The sequence below is a fragment of the Lysinibacillus sp. FW301-JW8 genome (assembly GCF_058788755.1).
In genome coordinates this window covers 57,280-72,848 of the sequence record NZ_JBYTBB010000010.1, presented here as the reverse complement: position 1 = coordinate 72,848, position 15,569 = coordinate 57,280, and the positions used below count along the sequence as shown (strand labels likewise).

Below are 15,569 nucleotides of genomic sequence, written 5' to 3'. Positions count from 1 at the left end.
GGGGATTGGTAGGTGAACTTTTATGATTACTATTTTGATTGCAGATGATCAGATGTTAATTCGCGAAGGTTTGAAAACGATTATCGATTTAGAGGATGATATGCAGGTGGTAGCACTAGCGAGTAATGGTGAGGAAGCATTTGCTTTGACACAGCTACATCGACCGCAGCTTGTACTAATAGATGTTCAAATGCCAATTATGGATGGCATCACAGCATTAAAAAAGATGAAAGAACAATTACCGGAAACGTTTATATTAATTTTGTCTACATTTTTAGAAGAAGATTATATTATCAACGGCCTAGCCAGTGGTGCGAGTGGCTATCTATTGAAAGATATGGATACAGATAAGATGCTTATGGCCATCCGTGATACCGTCTCTGGTCAATTTATTCTCCCATCAGTAGTGGCGGCGAAATTGATAGCAAAACTCTCCAAGACAAGTACAATAAATGCAGAAGAACTTAAATTGACCCAGCGAGAAGAAGAGATTGCTAAATTAATACTCGCTGGTAAAAACAATAAAGAAATTGCTTCAGTGCTTTATATAGCAGAAGGTACTGTTCGTAATTATGTGAGTAATTTATATAGTAAATTACAGGTTATTGATCGTGTACAGGCAATTGTGAAGCTAAAAGAATTTATTTCATATTAGCCTATAGTAAGATTACTTATGTCAAAGTGATAAATAATATCCAATTGATTGAAAGGGAACTTTTTCAAACAAAAAGGAACTGTGGAGTGCAAAAATATGAATCTAGGATAAGACTAGTTGAAACCTAAAAATGTGCATTTTCACAATTAGTATAAAAAGAAAAGAAGAATGTTTGTACTTTATAACCCTAATTTAACAAGAAAATTAATCGGAGTTTTATAAAAAAAACTTAAAAACTTCCGATATTCACAGTATATTATGAATAAATAAAGCGATATCGCGTATGAGGAGGTGTTCACAAATGGGAATGATTGGTTACTACACTGCTTTGCCCGAAGAAGAAATCCAGCAGCTTGCGGCCGGAACCAAAATGCTAGAGGACATGGACCCCTATAACAGGGAAAATCTTGATATTGACAAATCATGGCAGGCACTTTATTACTTACTCTGCGATGATATTTGTGACGGTGAACCACCGCTTGGTTATGTCGTTCCAATGGATCAGGACAACTATTTGGAATTTGGAGATATTGGCGCCTTTTATTTAACTCACCAACAAATTCGTGAGGCCTATCAAGCCATTGAGACCATGACACAAGATGAGCTCCTGGCTAAATACAGCTATAACAAGATGATTGAGGAGGAGATCTATCCTCTCTATGGTGATGGTGACGTGAAAGATGGAGAGGCAGAACAATTTTTCGACTATCTATACAGTTATTTTAAAGACATACAAAAGTTCTTTGCTGAAACCATAACCGAAGGCAAAGGACTAGTATTCTGTATTTCATAATACCTATGCATAGTACAAAGTCTGGCACACGAATACGTAGTACCTGCCAGACTTTTACGTAATCCTTATATATTTCGTTTACTTATTTAATCCAAATTTCATTGTTCCATTCTGAAAATCCTCCATTATGTGCTTTTACCTCGAAGGTTGACGTTTGCTATCTATTCCAATACTATTCTTCAAATAAGATCACTTCACACTTAGTGAAATTTTCACACCTACAAACATTTCACGAAAATTGTATATCTTTTTCAGCTTTTTAAGTTAGATAAATTTTAAAATCACTCCTGTTACTCATTCATTTATTTATGACAATTGAATATACCATTTTGGGAAGGTGCCGTTTTTTATTGTTATAGACCGTTGAAACTAAAGGAATTAAATTTATGAAATTATCTCAAGCACGTTTAAAACTACAAAAAACTTGCCCAATAATCCATTGATAGCTAGTTGTGTGCATTTTATAATTGAGAATGATTATTATTATTGATAAAATTAAAAGGAGAAAAAAATGACAAAGATAAAGTATATCACGATAGTGACAAGTCTTATTGCAATATTCCTCTTATTAGCAGCTTGTTCTAGTAATGAAGCTAAACAATCAGCAACACAAAATCCAGAAACAAAAACGTTTAAACATGAGTCAGGTGAAACAGAAGTGCCGGTTAATCCTGAGCGGGTTGCTTCTGATCAGTATATGGGACAGTTAATGAAGTTAGGGATAAAGCCAATTGGTGTACGTGATAATATGTTAACAGAGCCGTGGATTGAGCTAGCAAACTTAGAGAAAGGGACACTCGATGGTATTGAAAGCTTAGGAGGATTTCCTCTTAATTTAGAAGCACTTACTTCTATAAATCCAGATCTCATTATTAGTTCGCTTCCAGACAATGTAGAATCTTATAGTAAAATAGCTCCGACAGTTCATATTGCATATGCTTCACCAAATTATTCGTCCCCAATAGATAAGTTTCTGAAAATTGCTGAGCTGTTTGATAAAACAGAGCAAGCCCAACAGTGGATTGACCAGTTTGAACGAAATGCTGCTCAAGTGCAAGAGCAAATTCTTCAATCTGGAAAAATAAAAGAAGGGGAAACTGTTTCTGTGATGGCGGTTTTCGATAAAAATGTCTATGCTTTTGGACCTAAAGGGGCATATGGCGGAAGTATGATTTACGACTATCTAAAACTACAGCCAACACCTCAAGCCGAAGAATTGCGTGGACAGGCGATTAACAGTGCAGAACTTTCACTTGAAATGGTTCCAGAATATATAGGCGACCATGCATTTATTACGGTCATCGATGAAGCTAAAGGAAAAGAATTAATGGAAAGTAATTTTTGGAAAACTATACCTGCTATAGCAAACAATCAAGTTTATTTATATGAGTCACCTATTTTTGCCATGGATGACCCTTACTCAATGGAGGCCCAGTTAAAAATTATTCATGATTTATTAATACCAACAGAAAAGTAATAACATAGTAAGTATCGACTTTTAACCGTTCTTTGCCTAGCTGCGAATTACGGTTTTAGTCATTTTTCAAAGCAGGGTTATGGAAAAGGAAGGAAGAAATCTATGCAAAACATTATTCCAAGCAGTATAGCTTTTCATTTATTATCATTGGAACGGATAGAGACAAATGAAAGAGTAAAGCAATTTCCAATGAAGAACTTTGGTCTCATTGCCGTCGTTCAAGGAAGTATAATCAGTGAAAATCAAAATCAAAAATTGACAATAACAGCAGGTGAAGTAGCTGTATTTACGCCAACTACCCAAGTTGTCGTTCATGGAGAAAGTTGTACATATTATTGTATAAATTATCAAGTTTTCCAGACGAATGAAAAGAAGATGGCACATCCTTTCTTCCATTCTACTAGTAAAGAGCTTATGCCCACTAAAGTAAAAATACCGATTCGCTCGCTTACAAGAGGCTTGGAACAAATGTATCGTCATGCGTGGAGTACAGATGTTTTACAGCAGTGTACAAATCATCTTTATTTTCAAGAATGGATGATGCTTATCCTTACAGAACAAATGAAACAAACGAATCAAGAACATAATAGTGTCCAAGCTGTGGAACAAATAATCGCTTACATACATGCCTTTTATCATGAAGAACTTACAGTAGAGCAGCTTGCGATTAAAGCAGGGATGAGTAGGCGACAATTTACTCATGTATTTCAAAAACTTACAAATACAGTGTTACTCAATATGTAACAAATATTAGAATTGAAGAGGCAAAAAAGCTATTAGTCAAAAATGAAACAATCGCTTCAATCGCAAAAGCAGTTGGCTATCAAGATGAATATTATTTTAGTCGCCGATTTAAACAAGTAGTTGGAAAATCGCCTCGACAATATACTAAGCTTAAAAAAGGCACAGTTAAGGCTATCAAACTTCCAATAATTCCACAGCGCATAGTGGCAGACCAATATATGGGGCATTTATTATGTTTAGGTATTACTCCTATTGGTGCCAGAACAGGTATGTTGAAACAAGATTTTATCGCTCCATTACAGTCAACATCATTACATTTACATCAGACAGTCGATTTAGGAAATGATTTTTCTACAAGTCCAAGTCGAATTATGCAACTACAACCAGATTTAATTATTACGCAAAATGAAGCTCATTATAAAACGCTGGAGTCAATAGCGCCAACGATTGTAATTCCATATCGTCACACACCACCATTAACAAAGTTACGGTTAATTGGTGAAGCAGTTGGAAAAGTCAAGCAAGCAGAGCAATGGATTGAAAAATATGAATATCGCATTGAACGTATACGGTCACAAATTATTAACCAGTTAGGTACAAGCTTATCCGTTACAAACTTATTGTTCCTTGCTAATAAGTTGTATGTCCTAGGCCCATATGCTGGCTATGGTAGTTATAGCTTGTATCAGGCCTTACAACTTCAGTCACCTGCTAAACAACGTAAAGAATTGAATGAGTTGTCTTTAAGTGTGGAAATTCCCATTTCTAATCTACCAGAATATGTCGGTGATTATATCTTTTTATCTGCCTACGGTGACACCTCAATTCTGACCGAAAATGAAGCTTGGAAAGGGCTAAAAACTGTTCAAAAAGGGAATGTTTCCTTTTGTAATCCTTACCGTTTTGCTTTTGAGGATCCATATTCTTTAGATGAACAGCTGATGACGATTCAGCGCAGTTTACTAATATAAATGAATCAAGAAAGGTCACCTAGAATTTTTGATTAAGTAAAGGGCAATATCATACAAGAATTTGATTTCAGCATTTGCTATACTGGGCAGCAGGTAACCAGGAAGGGAGGCATAACTTATGAAGCAGGAAATGAGAATAGTAAAATATGATACACAATTAAAGGTTGAAGCCTATCATTTCAAGGGGATTATGCAAAAATTTCCTAATCATTTTCATGAATATTATGTGATTGGGTTTATAGAAAATGGTAAACGACTTTTATCTTGCAAATTTAAGGAATATATCATTGAACCGGGGGATTTATTGTTATTTAATCCCCGTGACAATCATGCTTGCGAGCAAATTGATGGAAAGACATTGGATTATCGCTGTATAAATATCCAACCAGAAGTTATGAGAAGGGCTGTCTTTGCAATTACGGGAAAAGAACAACTACCTTATTTTACTCCCCAGGTACTTTTTCATAATGAATTGGTAGCTGTACTTCGGGATCTACATCAGATGCTTATGCAGGAAGAAGCTTGCTTGAGGAAAGAGGAAGTTTTTTATTTTCTTTTAGAACAGCTAATTGAAGAATATACGGAACAGGGAATATCAACCAGTATTTCAGAGCAAAACACTAAAATAACAGCAATCTGTGTATTTTTAGAAGAAAGTTACATGGAAAATATTACACTAGAGGACCTATGTAATCTAACAGGATTGAGTAAATACTATTTACTTCGCTCCTTTACAAAGCAAATGGGTATCTCCCCATATAGCTATTTGGAAACTATACGAATTGATAAGGCAAAAAAAATGCTAGAGCATGGAGTATTACCAATCGAGGTGGCATTTAAGACAGGGTTTACTGACCAAAGCCATTTTTCTAACTTTTTCAAGAAGTTTATAGGGCTTACACCAAAACAGTATATGAATATTTTCAAGGATGCACAAAACTAATCTTATTTGCACAGAAAGGGTTTTTATGGGTACAAAAAAAGAGATTCACGGACATTTTTTAGCAGTAGTCACTATTTTTATTTGGGGTACAACTTTCATATCAACTAAGATCTTATTAGACGCCATTTCACCTATTGAAATCTTATTTTTGAGATTTATAATTGGGTTCCTTGTTCTGCTCCTTGTTTATCCTCACTGGTTTAGAGTGAAAGAAAAAAAACAGGAGCTATATTTTGCAGGTGCTGGTTTATGTGGTGTTACACTATATTATTTACTCGAAAATATAGCACTCACCTATACCTTTGCATCCAATGTAGGTGTCATTATTGCGATAGCGCCATTTTTTACTGCTTTCCTTGCACATTTATTTTTGGATGGCGAGAAATTAAGATTACAGTTTTTTATAGGTTTTGCTGTTGCACTTGTTGGAATTTTCTTTATTAGCTTCAACGGAAGTAGTAACTTAAAATTAAATCCATTAGGAGATCTACTAGCTGTCTTAGCTGCAGCTGTATGGGCTGCCTATTCTATCCTGACAAAGAAAATTAGCGAATTTCAATATAATACGATTCAAACAACAAGAAGAATTTTTTTCTATGGGTTGATTTTTATGATACCAGCATTATTTATTGTTGGATATAAACCAAATATAAATCAACTAATGCAACCAATTAATCTATTGAATATCCTATTTTTAGGGGTGGGAGCATCCGCACTTTGTTTTGTGACGTGGAATTCTGCAGTAAAAATATTGGGTGCAATAAAAACCAGTGTTTATATTTATATGGTTCCCGTAATTACTGTTATAACTTCGGTACTTGTACTGAATGAAAGAATTACAGGGGTTGCTGTGACTGGAATTATACTTACTTTAGTGGGATTATTTATTTCGGAGAGTAAATTTTTGCAAAACAAACATGGTGATTAGTTCCTTAACAGGTAGTATAGCTTTGAATTTTAAGAAGGGTAGAGCAAGGGAAGTTTCATTAATGGTATGCCACCTATTAGGCAACCCTGTGGTTGCATATCCTTGACGAGCAACTATAGGGTTGCCTATAATCTATATATGGATTGGGACAAAGATATAATATTCAAAGCACTTGGTGACTCGACTCGGCGGATTATATTAGATGAACTTTCCGAACGCAATGAGTTGACGTTGTATGAACTTACGACACGTCTTGTTATGAAATATAATCTTGACATTTCACGACAGGCGATAGCCAAACATCTTAATATATTAGAGGATGCAGGGCTTGTAATTTCGAAACGAAAGGGAAAATATCGAGTACTCACGTTTAACAAAGAACCACTAAGGAATTTGTTGAAAGGATGGTTAAATTAACATTATCAGTAATGATGATGTATGAGTTTTGCATTTTGTAGCCAGATTGTTAGAAGTGAACCACATAGATAAGGAGGATAAAACATGTTGAAAATTATTATTACTAGTATATTCGTCCAAGATCAGGACAAAGCATTAGAATTTTATACAAAAACGCTAGGCTTTGTAAAGAAGCATGACGTTCCCAGCGGAGCATATAGATGGATAACGCTTGTTTCTCCTGATGAGGAAGGTAGTATTGAGCTTCTACTCGAACCTAATGAGCACCCTGCTGCCAAAGAGTATCAAGAGAAGCTATTTGCTGATGGTATCCCAGTAACAATGTTTGGTGTAGCAGATATTGACAAAGAGTACGAACGATTAGTAGGAAACGGCGTAAAGTTTACTATGAAACCGACAAAAATGGGTGAAATCATAATAGCTGTCTTTGACGATACATGTGGCAATCTTATTCAGATCATACAGCAGTAACTTTATGAATTATGACCCATTTTATAAGAAGAGATTAGTTGTCATTTTACAATTAGTATGTTAATGGAATAGAAATAAAAGCGTGTTTGATCAATTTTCAAAACACGCTTTTTCTATTTATTCATTTATCAGGGGTTATTGACTTTATTCCAAGGATGCAGTTACTGAATATTTTTATGTTTAATTATACTTTTGTATACAAGCATTAAAGGAGAAGGATGCTTTAATCTATCATTTTCTAAACGGATTATTTTATTGGATATTTATGTTAAAATATATTCTTATCTTAATATAAAGTGAGGTAAAGTTGATATGGCATTTGAAAATGTGGTTTATCCAGCGTTTATAAGACAGGAAGAAGAGAGTTTCGGAGTTCATTTCCCAACATTACTTCCGGATTATGGGTGGGAGATTTGCTTAAGCTCAGGCTCAACCAAAAAAGAAGCAATTCAAAATGCGAAGAAGGCTTTAGCATATTTATTAGCAGGTGCTCTATATGATAATGAAGAATTACCAAGTCAGGCACCCATTCCTGCTAATCTTGTAACAGATGAGATGGAACTGATTTTTATAAAAACATCTTATAGCGATTATGCAAAGGAAATTGAGGATCATTTACCTGGACGTCATTGGCATATCTATTTTAACAGAGATGAACAAAGTGAATTTCGAGCTGTCGCTTATAAGAATAAACAAGGATTTTGGGATGTAAGGGTAGATGGTGATTTACCTATTGAAATCAAAAAAGAGAAGTTGTTACGACTTTGTCCTACATACCCTGAAATTTGTAAAGTACAACGACGAGTTGAGGCGGAAGAAGCATTCGATAGTTTTGTAATCAAAGTAAAAGAAATTTAGAAATGTTAAATTACTTCAAAACAATATAAAGATAAGAAATATTTATTTAGTATGAGTAGGAAGCGATTGTCAAACATGCAATCGTTTTTTTTATTGTTTATATATTCTGATTATTATGACTGATTTATCGATTGTTGTGTGACTGTAAAAATTATTTACCAATTCATTATCATCTCCTACCAGGTTTCGTTGTTTTCTTGAAAGTTTGCTCCTTCTATCAAAGGAGAACCTCCCGCTACAGGTAGAGAAAAAAAAAGACATCATTGATAATTAATTTTGTTGATAATAATTATCAATTAAAATTCCTATTAAGCTATATGTCGGAAGAGGAAATAGACAGAGGAGTGATTTTACAGAAGGATAGATGCTCTTTATATCATATATAGTTTTCTAACTAAAAGGAGGAGTTACAATGGCGGCAACAGACAAAAAGGTGGAGCAGCAGATTGAGCCACGACGCTGGTATGCGCTGGCGGTCATTCTACTTCCGATACTGCTAAATTCTTTGAATACCTATATGATTCAAGTCGCATTGCCATTAATACAAAGTAGTTTAAATGCCAGTTTTACAGATGCTCAACTGATTATGACCTGTTTTTCGCTCAGTTTAGCCATCACATTAGTTATAAGTGGAAAACTTGGTGACATTTATGGCAGGAAGCGGCTTCTGCTTATTGGGGTGAGCGGATTCACGCTCATGTCTATGTTGGGAGGTTTTACATCCAGTTCGACAATCCTAATTGTCATTCGGATTGTGCAAGGAATTTCAGCAGCATTAATACAACCCCAAGTACTTTCCATGATGCAGATAAATTTTCTATCGCGTGAAAAAGGTCTTGTCTTCAGTATTTACGGTGCCTTACTAGGGTTCGGATTTGCATTTGGGCTTACATTGGGAGGCATTTTGGTTAATTGGAATGTATTTTCCTTAGGATGGAGAACTGTATTTTTTTTCAATATTCCCTTTGGTATTCTTGTTTTGCTATGTTTACCTCTGCTCCAGGAATCGCATGGCAACCGCACACAGAGAATTGATTGGACTGGTACAGTCTTCCTTATTAGCGGATTGTTTCTGCTAGTTTATCCGTTATCAGAGGTACAGAAACAAGGGTGGTCAAATTGGATATGGGGATGTTTGATTTTATCGTTAGTGCTCCTGCTTGCATTTATTGTAGTGGAAATTCATAAGCAAAAACAAGACGATGAACCACTTGTCAACTTGAAGATTTTTAAACAACGTTTATTTGGAGTGGGATTGCTTTCAGTTTTTTTTATTTATCTTAGCATGTTCTCTCTCTTTTTCATCTTGACATATTATTTGCAGTTTGGCTTACATTTTGATGCCCAAGCGACCAGTTTTGTTTTTCTGCCTCTAGGTGTCGGGTTTTTCCTAACTTCTCTAATTTCATCTCGAGTGGTGGACAAATGGGGGATGCCTGTGTTGAAAATCGGTGCGTTAATTACAGCAAGTTGCTGTTTTTTACTTATTTTATTATTGCATATTGATGCTAGACATCTGTTGCATCTGCCATATATATTGACTCTGCTAGTGTATGGGCTAGGACTCGGACTAGTTACAACGCCACTTACTCAAGTTGTGTTAAGTACCATTCCAGCAGAGGAAGCAGGGACAGGTTCAGGCTTGTTTAATACAGTAATGTATTTGGCCAATTCATTAGGAGTAGCATTGAGTAGTATTGTATTCACTGTTGCATTAGGACATTCTTTGACAAATGCGACCATATCCAACTATATAAGCGCATTTTCCGCCTCGTTAATGCTCTGTGGAGGACTCTCTCTGTCTGCTTATGTTTGTCTTGTTTTCTTATCTTCATTCAGCAGAAGACTCCCACCCCTCTAGTGGTGAGATGAATGCGGCTTTGGTTCCTTTTCAGTGAGTGTCCAAATACCTACTGAATGAAGATAAGCCTCCGGCGGATGTCACGGATTTTCAAAGGAATGAAAAAAGGATGTTAGCCTAACATCTTCACATCCTGCGAAAACGGCTAACTGACCTGCATCGTGCAGGCCTGAGCACAATTCAAAATCCGTACGCAATTACGCCAAGGCGAAATTGATTTAACCGACAAAACAAATAGAAATCAAATTGTATAAAATTAGGAGGAAGAATATATGTTTATAAAAAAATACGTCTCAACCTTTATGATTGTCATGCTTTTCTTGTTAATATTATCTGCTTGCTCGCAAAGGACAGTTGAACACAAAGAGCCGAGTCAAAGTATTACCGAAGCAACTCAAAGTAACTCGATTGGAAAAAGCCATTACCCGTTGACTTTAACGGTTTATGACGATGCAGGCAAGGAAGTACAACAAACGATTGAAAAAGAACCGAAACGCATTGTTGTCATCGGGCAAGGTTTTGCAGAGTGGATGCTTGCTTTTGGAGAAGAAAAACGTATCGTTGGGCTAGCTTATTTGGACAAATCCTTTTCAGAATATGAAGAACAAATTAAAACACTTCCTATTATTACGGATATGTGGCCTTCAAAAGAGGCTATTTTAGAGTTGCAACCAGATTTGATTATCTCGATGTCTTCTGCCTTCCAAAAAGAACGGATTGGTGATATTTCATTTTGGAATAAGAGAGGCATTCCAGTACTTGCTGGAATCAACTATACGACTGGTCGCACCATCGACAGCTTTTTTGAAGATATTACGAATCTAGGAAATGTACTGAATATCCAAGATAAGACGGGTGCTTTTATAGAGCAGCAAAAAGATCAAATCAAGGAAATTCAGGAAAAAGCAGTGCTTGCAAAGGACAAGCCTAAGGTTCTGTTGCTTGGAACTAGTGGAGAAACGACTTATTATTATGGTCCAACACTTTGTCTTATTGATGAAATGATTGAAGGTGCAGGGGGAGAGTATGTCCAAGTGTCTAAGGAAACATATGTAGAGATGTCTGAGGAATCGATTCTATCTATAAATCCCGATAAAATTATCATTACTGGATTCCAAAAATCGGATAGTGAAGCGTTGATTAATCAATATATGAACAATCCAAAGCTGAAAAATGCGACAGCAATTAAAAATGGAAATGTAAAGGTTGTCGAATATACGACTGCTGTTCGTGGAAGTCTTGGGCTTACAGATTTGTATAAGGATGTTGCCCAATATATTCATCCTGAACTGTTTAAAGGAGAATAGGTATGATAACCACACAAAGAAATATGAAAAGTTGGGTAGATAAACGATACCTGTCCTCAACAATTATAATTATACTACTCATTGTTCTTGGTATATCCGTCGTTGTTTCGGTTTCTATCGGACAAATATCCATTCCCTATGCTCAATCTTTTTGGATATTGGTGGAGCATATCACAGGATTACATACTAACCACGTCACCGAAGATGCAGATGGCATGTTTCTAGATGTGATATGGCAAATTCGCTTTCCCCGAGTGTTATTGGCGATAGTAACAGGCGCAGGTTTAGCGCTATGTGGAACTATCATGCAGGCGTCTGTTCAAAATCCATTGGCTGACCCCTTTATACTTGGAATATCTTCTGGAGCTTCATTGGGTGCAACGTTCTCCATTATGCTTGGGTTTGGCGTAGGGGGTATCTTAGGAGAGCTTAGCGTTGCCACATGGGCATTTATCGGAGCCTTATGCGCAGCTGTTCTTGTTTTGGGTTTGGCTAGCATCGGTGGTAAAACATCCTCAGTGAAACTAATTTTAGCTGGAACTGTCATTAATGCGTTATGTAGTGCATTTTCAAACTTTATTATCTATTTTGCTAAAAACGCAGAGGGCATTCGCTCCATTTCTTTCTGGACAATGGGGAGCTTGGCATCTGCAGAATGGGGAACGCTCCCATTTGTAACAGTAGTGGTTCTTGCGGCCGGGTTATTTTTTCTGTTCCAATTTCGAGTTCTTAATACTATGTTGATGGGGGAGGAGACAGCGGTTACGTTAGGAATTAATCTAAATTATTATAGACGATTGTATATGATAATCTCATCGATTGTTACTGGCATTCTTGTCTCAACTTGTGGAATTATCGGGTTTGTAGGGCTTATTGTTCCTCATATAGTGCGTAGTGTTGTCGGGTCCAATCATAAGCGACTTGTTCCAGTTGCTCTTTTGTTTGGTTCCGTATTCATGATATGGGCGGATGTATTTGCACGTACAATTATTCTTAATGGAGAATTGCCACTTGGAATTGTCACGTCTCTTTTGGGTGCACCAGTCTTTATGTACATGTTAATTAAAAAAAGTTATGGATTCGGGGGAAACTAAATTGAATCTATCAGCAGAACATATATCAGTAACACTATCAGGTGTAGATATTGTAAAAGATATCAGTCTTCATGTGGAGAATGGACAATTTGTTGGACTTATTGGGCCAAACGGATGTGGAAAATCAACGTTATTGAAAAGTATTTATAAAGTTATTAAACCACAAAAGGGTCTTGTGCTTCTAGGACAAAAAGATGTTCTAAACTCATCCACTCGTATGATTTCAAAGGAGATGGGGGTGGTTGGTCAATTTAATGAACTAAGTTTTGATTTTACCGTTCATGAGATGGTGATGATGGGGCGAACGCCACATAAACATCTGATGGAATCCGATAACAGGAAGGATTATGAGATTGTCGCGGATGCGTTGAAAAAAGTTAACTTGTCTGAGTATGCGGACAGAAGCTATTTGACATTATCGGGTGGGGAAAAACAACGTGTGGTACTTGCAAGAGCGATAGCACAGCAGCCTCAATTATTAATTCTTGATGAGCCAACAAATCATCTAGATATTAAATATCAACTTCAGATTTTAAAGGTTGTCAAATCGCTAAACATAGGTGTTCTTGCGGCTTTGCATGATCTTACTATGGCTGCCACGTATTGTGATATTCTTTATGTAATTAAACAAGGTCAAATTATGGCATCAGGAAAGCCTGAGGCAATATTGACCAAGGAGCTTATTGAACAGGTCTATGAAATAAATTGTGAGGTTTACTCAAATCCAATTACGGGGGATATGGCAATTACTTATATACCATAAAGTATAAAAAAGTGTTCCTTGCATTTGATAATCTACACAGTATAAAACATTGGCTTGACTGTAATTGTCAAGCCGTTTTACCGTTCACTTTTTGGTGTGAAGCGGTTTTTTAGCTTGTTATCCTCTACATCCAATTGACTAATCCGTTTAATAAGATCACTTGGATTACAACCATAATGCTTGCGAAAAGCAGTTGTGAAATTGCTGGCATTGCTATAGCCAACAGACGCTGCGGCTTCGCCTACATTTAAACGTTCTACTTCTAAGTACCAAAGTGCTTTCTCCATTCTTTTTTGCCGCACAAGCTCAAAGATCGTCATGCCAAACAATTCACGAAATCCCTTTTTTAGCTTAAATTCATTCATTTCAATACGCTTGGATAATGCACGAATAGATAGCGGTTGTTCAAAATGCTCCTGCACTAATTCATGGGCAAGTTCTAGTTTGAAAATATCACTGCGACGAAGCATCATATTTCCTCCAACATGACCATATCCATCTGACTCTCCGAATAGTGCTAAAAATTCTAGAGCCTTACTTTCTAAATACAAGCGTTTCATGGTTCCAAAATGTTTACAATGAATCATTTCAGATACACATCTTTGGATGGCAGGAGTATTCGGATATTGATCAATGTTTCCACGATGATGATTCAGCCATTTTTCCATTTTGCGTTTCTCCGTCACATCCTCGGCGTAGCGTAGCAGTTCAGCAGGAGTAAACCTAATTTCAAGGAGCTGATTTCGAATGCCTGCTTTTTTTTCCTCATAGACTCGAACGTCTTCCAAAAAAAGAACATTCCCTGTTTGGGCAATTGTTAGGCTGTTTTTTCCACTCCAATCACAATGAATTTCTCCGTTAACACAGTAACTCAATTCAAATAATTGGCAAGATTCCTGAATGTGAAGTTTCATATCCTGCTTGAATGTGACATCTGTCAACATAATCTCCATACCGGGGCGAATCTTAGTTCTAATCAGATTTCCCCTGCCTATATGAGAAGGAATGGTGAGTTGCTGTTCCCAGTTTCTTTGCTGAACGTGTCCTTCGACCATTTCCGTAAATTGATCAAATAAATCATGAATCTGAGAAACGTTTAAAGTCACTTTATCTATCAACTCCTTTTTCTATATTTTTATATTTATTCTAGATAGTAACTTGCAAAAGAAATCTAGGATTACCACAAATGATAATTGTCAAATACACTATCTAGTCAGAGAAGAGAGGGATTTAACAGAAGTGTTGGAATCATGCTACTGGCTTATCAGTATATTTTCTTCCTTCAGTTTATTAGCAGTACAATTTAGATGAATATGATTATTATTATCATTTAAAAGTATACTTGAAACTTCATTCTAGTTCAATATGGTGAAAGTTAACTTCAGACAATTGATTGAGGTTAAAAAGCTAATTTATAAATATAATAACAATTGAGAGAGTAACTGGTATCAGATATTTTCTGTATAAGTGAACTTTTATTTATCTAATTTATAATCACAGTTATTTAGAAAGGTTGATAGTATGAGTAAGAACTTTATTATTTTTGGAGCAAGTCAAGGACTAGGTGATGCATTTGTAAAGGGTTTACCTATAAAGGGTGATACGGTATGGATGGTGTCACGTACCCGACCAAATAGTTTAGATTTAAAGGATGGTGTAAATCGTAAGTGGCTTTCCATTGATTTAGCCAGTCAACAACAAATTCCCACTTTAAAAGAAACGTTAGAGGATATTACAATCGATGTACTAATTTATAATGTTGGGGTGTGGGAAAAGCGTGGTTTCGAGGAAGACTATACATTTGATCAGGATGAAATAGCAGATATTTCAAACCTAATCAATATTAATCTAACTTCCACTATTACCTATATTCAGGCACTTTTGCCTAACTTAAGACAGGCGAAAAATGGGAAAATAATTTTAATTGGTTCAACGGCAGGTTTAGATCATACGAATAATGCACAAGTTTCGTTTGTCACATCTAAATTTGGCTTACGAGGAATAACAAATGCGTTACGCGAACATGTGAGAAAAGATAAAATCTCCGTAACATGCATTAATCCTGGAGAACTTGCTGCGGAAATACCATACGAGGAAGGGGCAGAAAAGGCCATTCTTTTATATGAAGGTACTCGTATTCCTGTCCAGGATATTGTATCCATTGTCCAATGTGTGATAAGTTTATCACCTGTTTCATGTGTAAAGGAAATTAATATCCCTGCTATATCAGATTTAAATGCTTGATTGTTTTATTTGGGTCAGGAAGTGGTGATTGGGTTCTCTTTCC

The 15,569-nt window shown here is 36.1% G+C and carries 16 protein-coding genes and 1 pseudogene; 16 read left to right on the top strand and 1 reads right to left on the bottom strand.

What is annotated here, in order from left to right; translation table 11 throughout:
- The first annotated feature begins 22 nt into the window (after positions 1-22).
- From AC3WOM_RS06425 to AC3WOM_RS06355, 15 genes and pseudogenes are all read left to right on the top strand, one after another.
- Positions 23-655: a response regulator gene (locus AC3WOM_RS06425; protein WP_492445700.1), complete on the top strand. Its 633-nt coding sequence runs from the start codon at positions 23-25 to the stop codon at positions 653-655.
- A gap of 301 nt (positions 656-956) precedes the next feature.
- A complete protein-coding gene (locus AC3WOM_RS06420; RefSeq protein ID WP_427547531.1) occupies positions 957-1,448 on the top strand; it encodes a YfbM family protein in 492 nt (163 codons plus the stop codon).
- A 511-nt stretch (positions 1,449-1,959) separates the two neighbouring features.
- The gene (locus tag AC3WOM_RS06415; RefSeq protein ID WP_492445698.1) at positions 1,960-2,925 is read left to right on the top strand and encodes an ABC transporter substrate-binding protein; all 966 of its coding nucleotides are present in this window, start codon (positions 1,960-1,962) and stop codon (positions 2,923-2,925) included.
- 102 nt (positions 2,926-3,027) lie between these two features.
- Positions 3,028-3,669 (top strand): hypothetical protein, encoded by a 642-nt coding sequence (locus tag AC3WOM_RS06410; RefSeq protein ID WP_492445696.1) that lies wholly within the window; start codon positions 3,028-3,030, stop codon positions 3,667-3,669.
- Positions 3,618-3,803 (top strand): annotated as a pseudogene (locus tag AC3WOM_RS06405) (helix-turn-helix domain-containing protein); the annotation flags it as partial. The gene AC3WOM_RS06410 and the pseudogene AC3WOM_RS06405, both read left to right, overlap by 52 nt.
- An 84-nt stretch (positions 3,804-3,887) precedes the next feature.
- Positions 3,888-4,640 carry an ABC transporter substrate-binding protein gene (locus AC3WOM_RS06400; protein ID WP_492445694.1) on the top strand — a complete coding sequence of 251 codons (753 nt, stop codon included), beginning with the start codon at positions 3,888-3,890 and terminating at the stop codon, positions 4,638-4,640.
- A gap of 118 nt (positions 4,641-4,758) precedes the next feature.
- Positions 4,759-5,583 carry an AraC family ligand binding domain-containing protein gene (locus AC3WOM_RS06395; protein WP_427547537.1) on the top strand — a complete coding sequence of 275 codons (825 nt, stop codon included), beginning with the start codon at positions 4,759-4,761 and terminating at the stop codon, positions 5,581-5,583.
- A 25-nt stretch (positions 5,584-5,608) separates the two neighbouring features.
- A complete protein-coding gene (locus AC3WOM_RS06390) occupies positions 5,609-6,511 on the top strand; it encodes a DMT family transporter (protein ID WP_427547539.1) in 903 nt (300 codons plus the stop codon).
- A 138-nt stretch (positions 6,512-6,649) separates the two neighbouring features.
- Positions 6,650-6,928 (top strand): ArsR/SmtB family transcription factor, encoded by a 279-nt coding sequence (locus AC3WOM_RS06385; RefSeq protein WP_427547541.1) that lies wholly within the window; start codon positions 6,650-6,652, stop codon positions 6,926-6,928.
- A gap of 87 nt (positions 6,929-7,015) precedes the next feature.
- Positions 7,016-7,399 carry a VOC family protein gene (locus AC3WOM_RS06380; protein ID WP_427547570.1) on the top strand — a complete coding sequence of 128 codons (384 nt, stop codon included), beginning with the start codon at positions 7,016-7,018 and terminating at the stop codon, positions 7,397-7,399.
- 312 nt (positions 7,400-7,711) lie between these two features.
- Complete coding sequence (locus tag AC3WOM_RS06375; RefSeq protein ID WP_427547543.1) at positions 7,712-8,257, top strand: type II toxin-antitoxin system HicB family antitoxin; 546 nt, start codon at positions 7,712-7,714, stop codon at positions 8,255-8,257.
- A 412-nt stretch (positions 8,258-8,669) separates the two neighbouring features.
- The gene (locus AC3WOM_RS06370) at positions 8,670-10,118 is read left to right on the top strand and encodes an MFS transporter (protein WP_492445692.1); all 1,449 of its coding nucleotides are present in this window, start codon (positions 8,670-8,672) and stop codon (positions 10,116-10,118) included.
- A 272-nt stretch (positions 10,119-10,390) separates the two neighbouring features.
- Positions 10,391-11,425 carry an ABC transporter substrate-binding protein gene (locus AC3WOM_RS06365; RefSeq protein WP_427547547.1) on the top strand — a complete coding sequence of 345 codons (1,035 nt, stop codon included), beginning with the start codon at positions 10,391-10,393 and terminating at the stop codon, positions 11,423-11,425.
- Between the two features lie 2 nt (positions 11,426-11,427).
- Complete coding sequence (locus tag AC3WOM_RS06360; RefSeq protein WP_427547549.1) at positions 11,428-12,519, top strand: FecCD family ABC transporter permease; 1,092 nt, start codon at positions 11,428-11,430, stop codon at positions 12,517-12,519.
- A 1-nt stretch (position 12,520) separates the two neighbouring features.
- Positions 12,521-13,282 (top strand): ABC transporter ATP-binding protein, encoded by a 762-nt coding sequence (locus AC3WOM_RS06355; RefSeq protein ID WP_427547551.1) that lies wholly within the window; start codon positions 12,521-12,523, stop codon positions 13,280-13,282.
- 77 nt (positions 13,283-13,359) lie between these two features.
- On the opposite strand, the gene AC3WOM_RS06350 is transcribed toward AC3WOM_RS06355, so the two are convergent.
- The gene (locus AC3WOM_RS06350) at positions 13,360-14,388 is read right to left on the bottom strand and encodes a helix-turn-helix transcriptional regulator (RefSeq protein WP_492445690.1); all 1,029 of its coding nucleotides are present in this window, start codon (positions 14,386-14,388) and stop codon (positions 13,360-13,362) included.
- A gap of 415 nt (positions 14,389-14,803) precedes the next feature.
- Here AC3WOM_RS06350 and AC3WOM_RS06345 point away from each other — a divergent pair, with 415 nt between their 5' ends.
- Entirely contained in the window at positions 14,804-15,526 is a 723-nt protein-coding gene (locus AC3WOM_RS06345; RefSeq protein ID WP_492445688.1) for an SDR family NAD(P)-dependent oxidoreductase, read from the top strand.
- Positions 15,527-15,569 lie beyond the last annotated feature (43 nt).

What these genes read in the sequence shown, in the direction of transcription:
- AC3WOM_RS06425 (WP_492445700.1), top strand. Translation starts at nt 23, where the DNA reads ATGATTACTATTTTGATTGCAGATGATCAGATGTTAATTCGCGAAGGT.
- AC3WOM_RS06420 (WP_427547531.1), top strand. Translation starts at nt 957, where the DNA reads ATGGGAATGATTGGTTACTACACTGCTTTGCCCGAAGAAGAAATCCAG.
- AC3WOM_RS06415 (WP_492445698.1), top strand. Translation starts at nt 1,960, where the DNA reads ATGACAAAGATAAAGTATATCACGATAGTGACAAGTCTTATTGCAATA.
- AC3WOM_RS06410 (WP_492445696.1), top strand. Translation starts at nt 3,028, where the DNA reads ATGCAAAACATTATTCCAAGCAGTATAGCTTTTCATTTATTATCATTG.
- AC3WOM_RS06400 (WP_492445694.1), top strand. Translation starts at nt 3,888, where the DNA reads ATGGGGCATTTATTATGTTTAGGTATTACTCCTATTGGTGCCAGAACA.
- AC3WOM_RS06395 (WP_427547537.1), top strand. Translation starts at nt 4,759, where the DNA reads ATGAAGCAGGAAATGAGAATAGTAAAATATGATACACAATTAAAGGTT.
- AC3WOM_RS06390 (WP_427547539.1), top strand. Translation starts at nt 5,609, where the DNA reads ATGGGTACAAAAAAAGAGATTCACGGACATTTTTTAGCAGTAGTCACT.
- AC3WOM_RS06385 (WP_427547541.1), top strand. Translation starts at nt 6,650, where the DNA reads ATGGATTGGGACAAAGATATAATATTCAAAGCACTTGGTGACTCGACT.
- AC3WOM_RS06375 (WP_427547543.1), top strand. Translation starts at nt 7,712, where the DNA reads ATGGCATTTGAAAATGTGGTTTATCCAGCGTTTATAAGACAGGAAGAA.
- AC3WOM_RS06370 (WP_492445692.1), top strand. Translation starts at nt 8,670, where the DNA reads ATGGCGGCAACAGACAAAAAGGTGGAGCAGCAGATTGAGCCACGACGC.
- AC3WOM_RS06365 (WP_427547547.1), top strand. Translation starts at nt 10,391, where the DNA reads ATGTTTATAAAAAAATACGTCTCAACCTTTATGATTGTCATGCTTTTC.
- AC3WOM_RS06360 (WP_427547549.1), top strand. Translation starts at nt 11,428, where the DNA reads ATGATAACCACACAAAGAAATATGAAAAGTTGGGTAGATAAACGATAC.
- AC3WOM_RS06345 (WP_492445688.1), top strand. Translation starts at nt 14,804, where the DNA reads ATGAGTAAGAACTTTATTATTTTTGGAGCAAGTCAAGGACTAGGTGAT.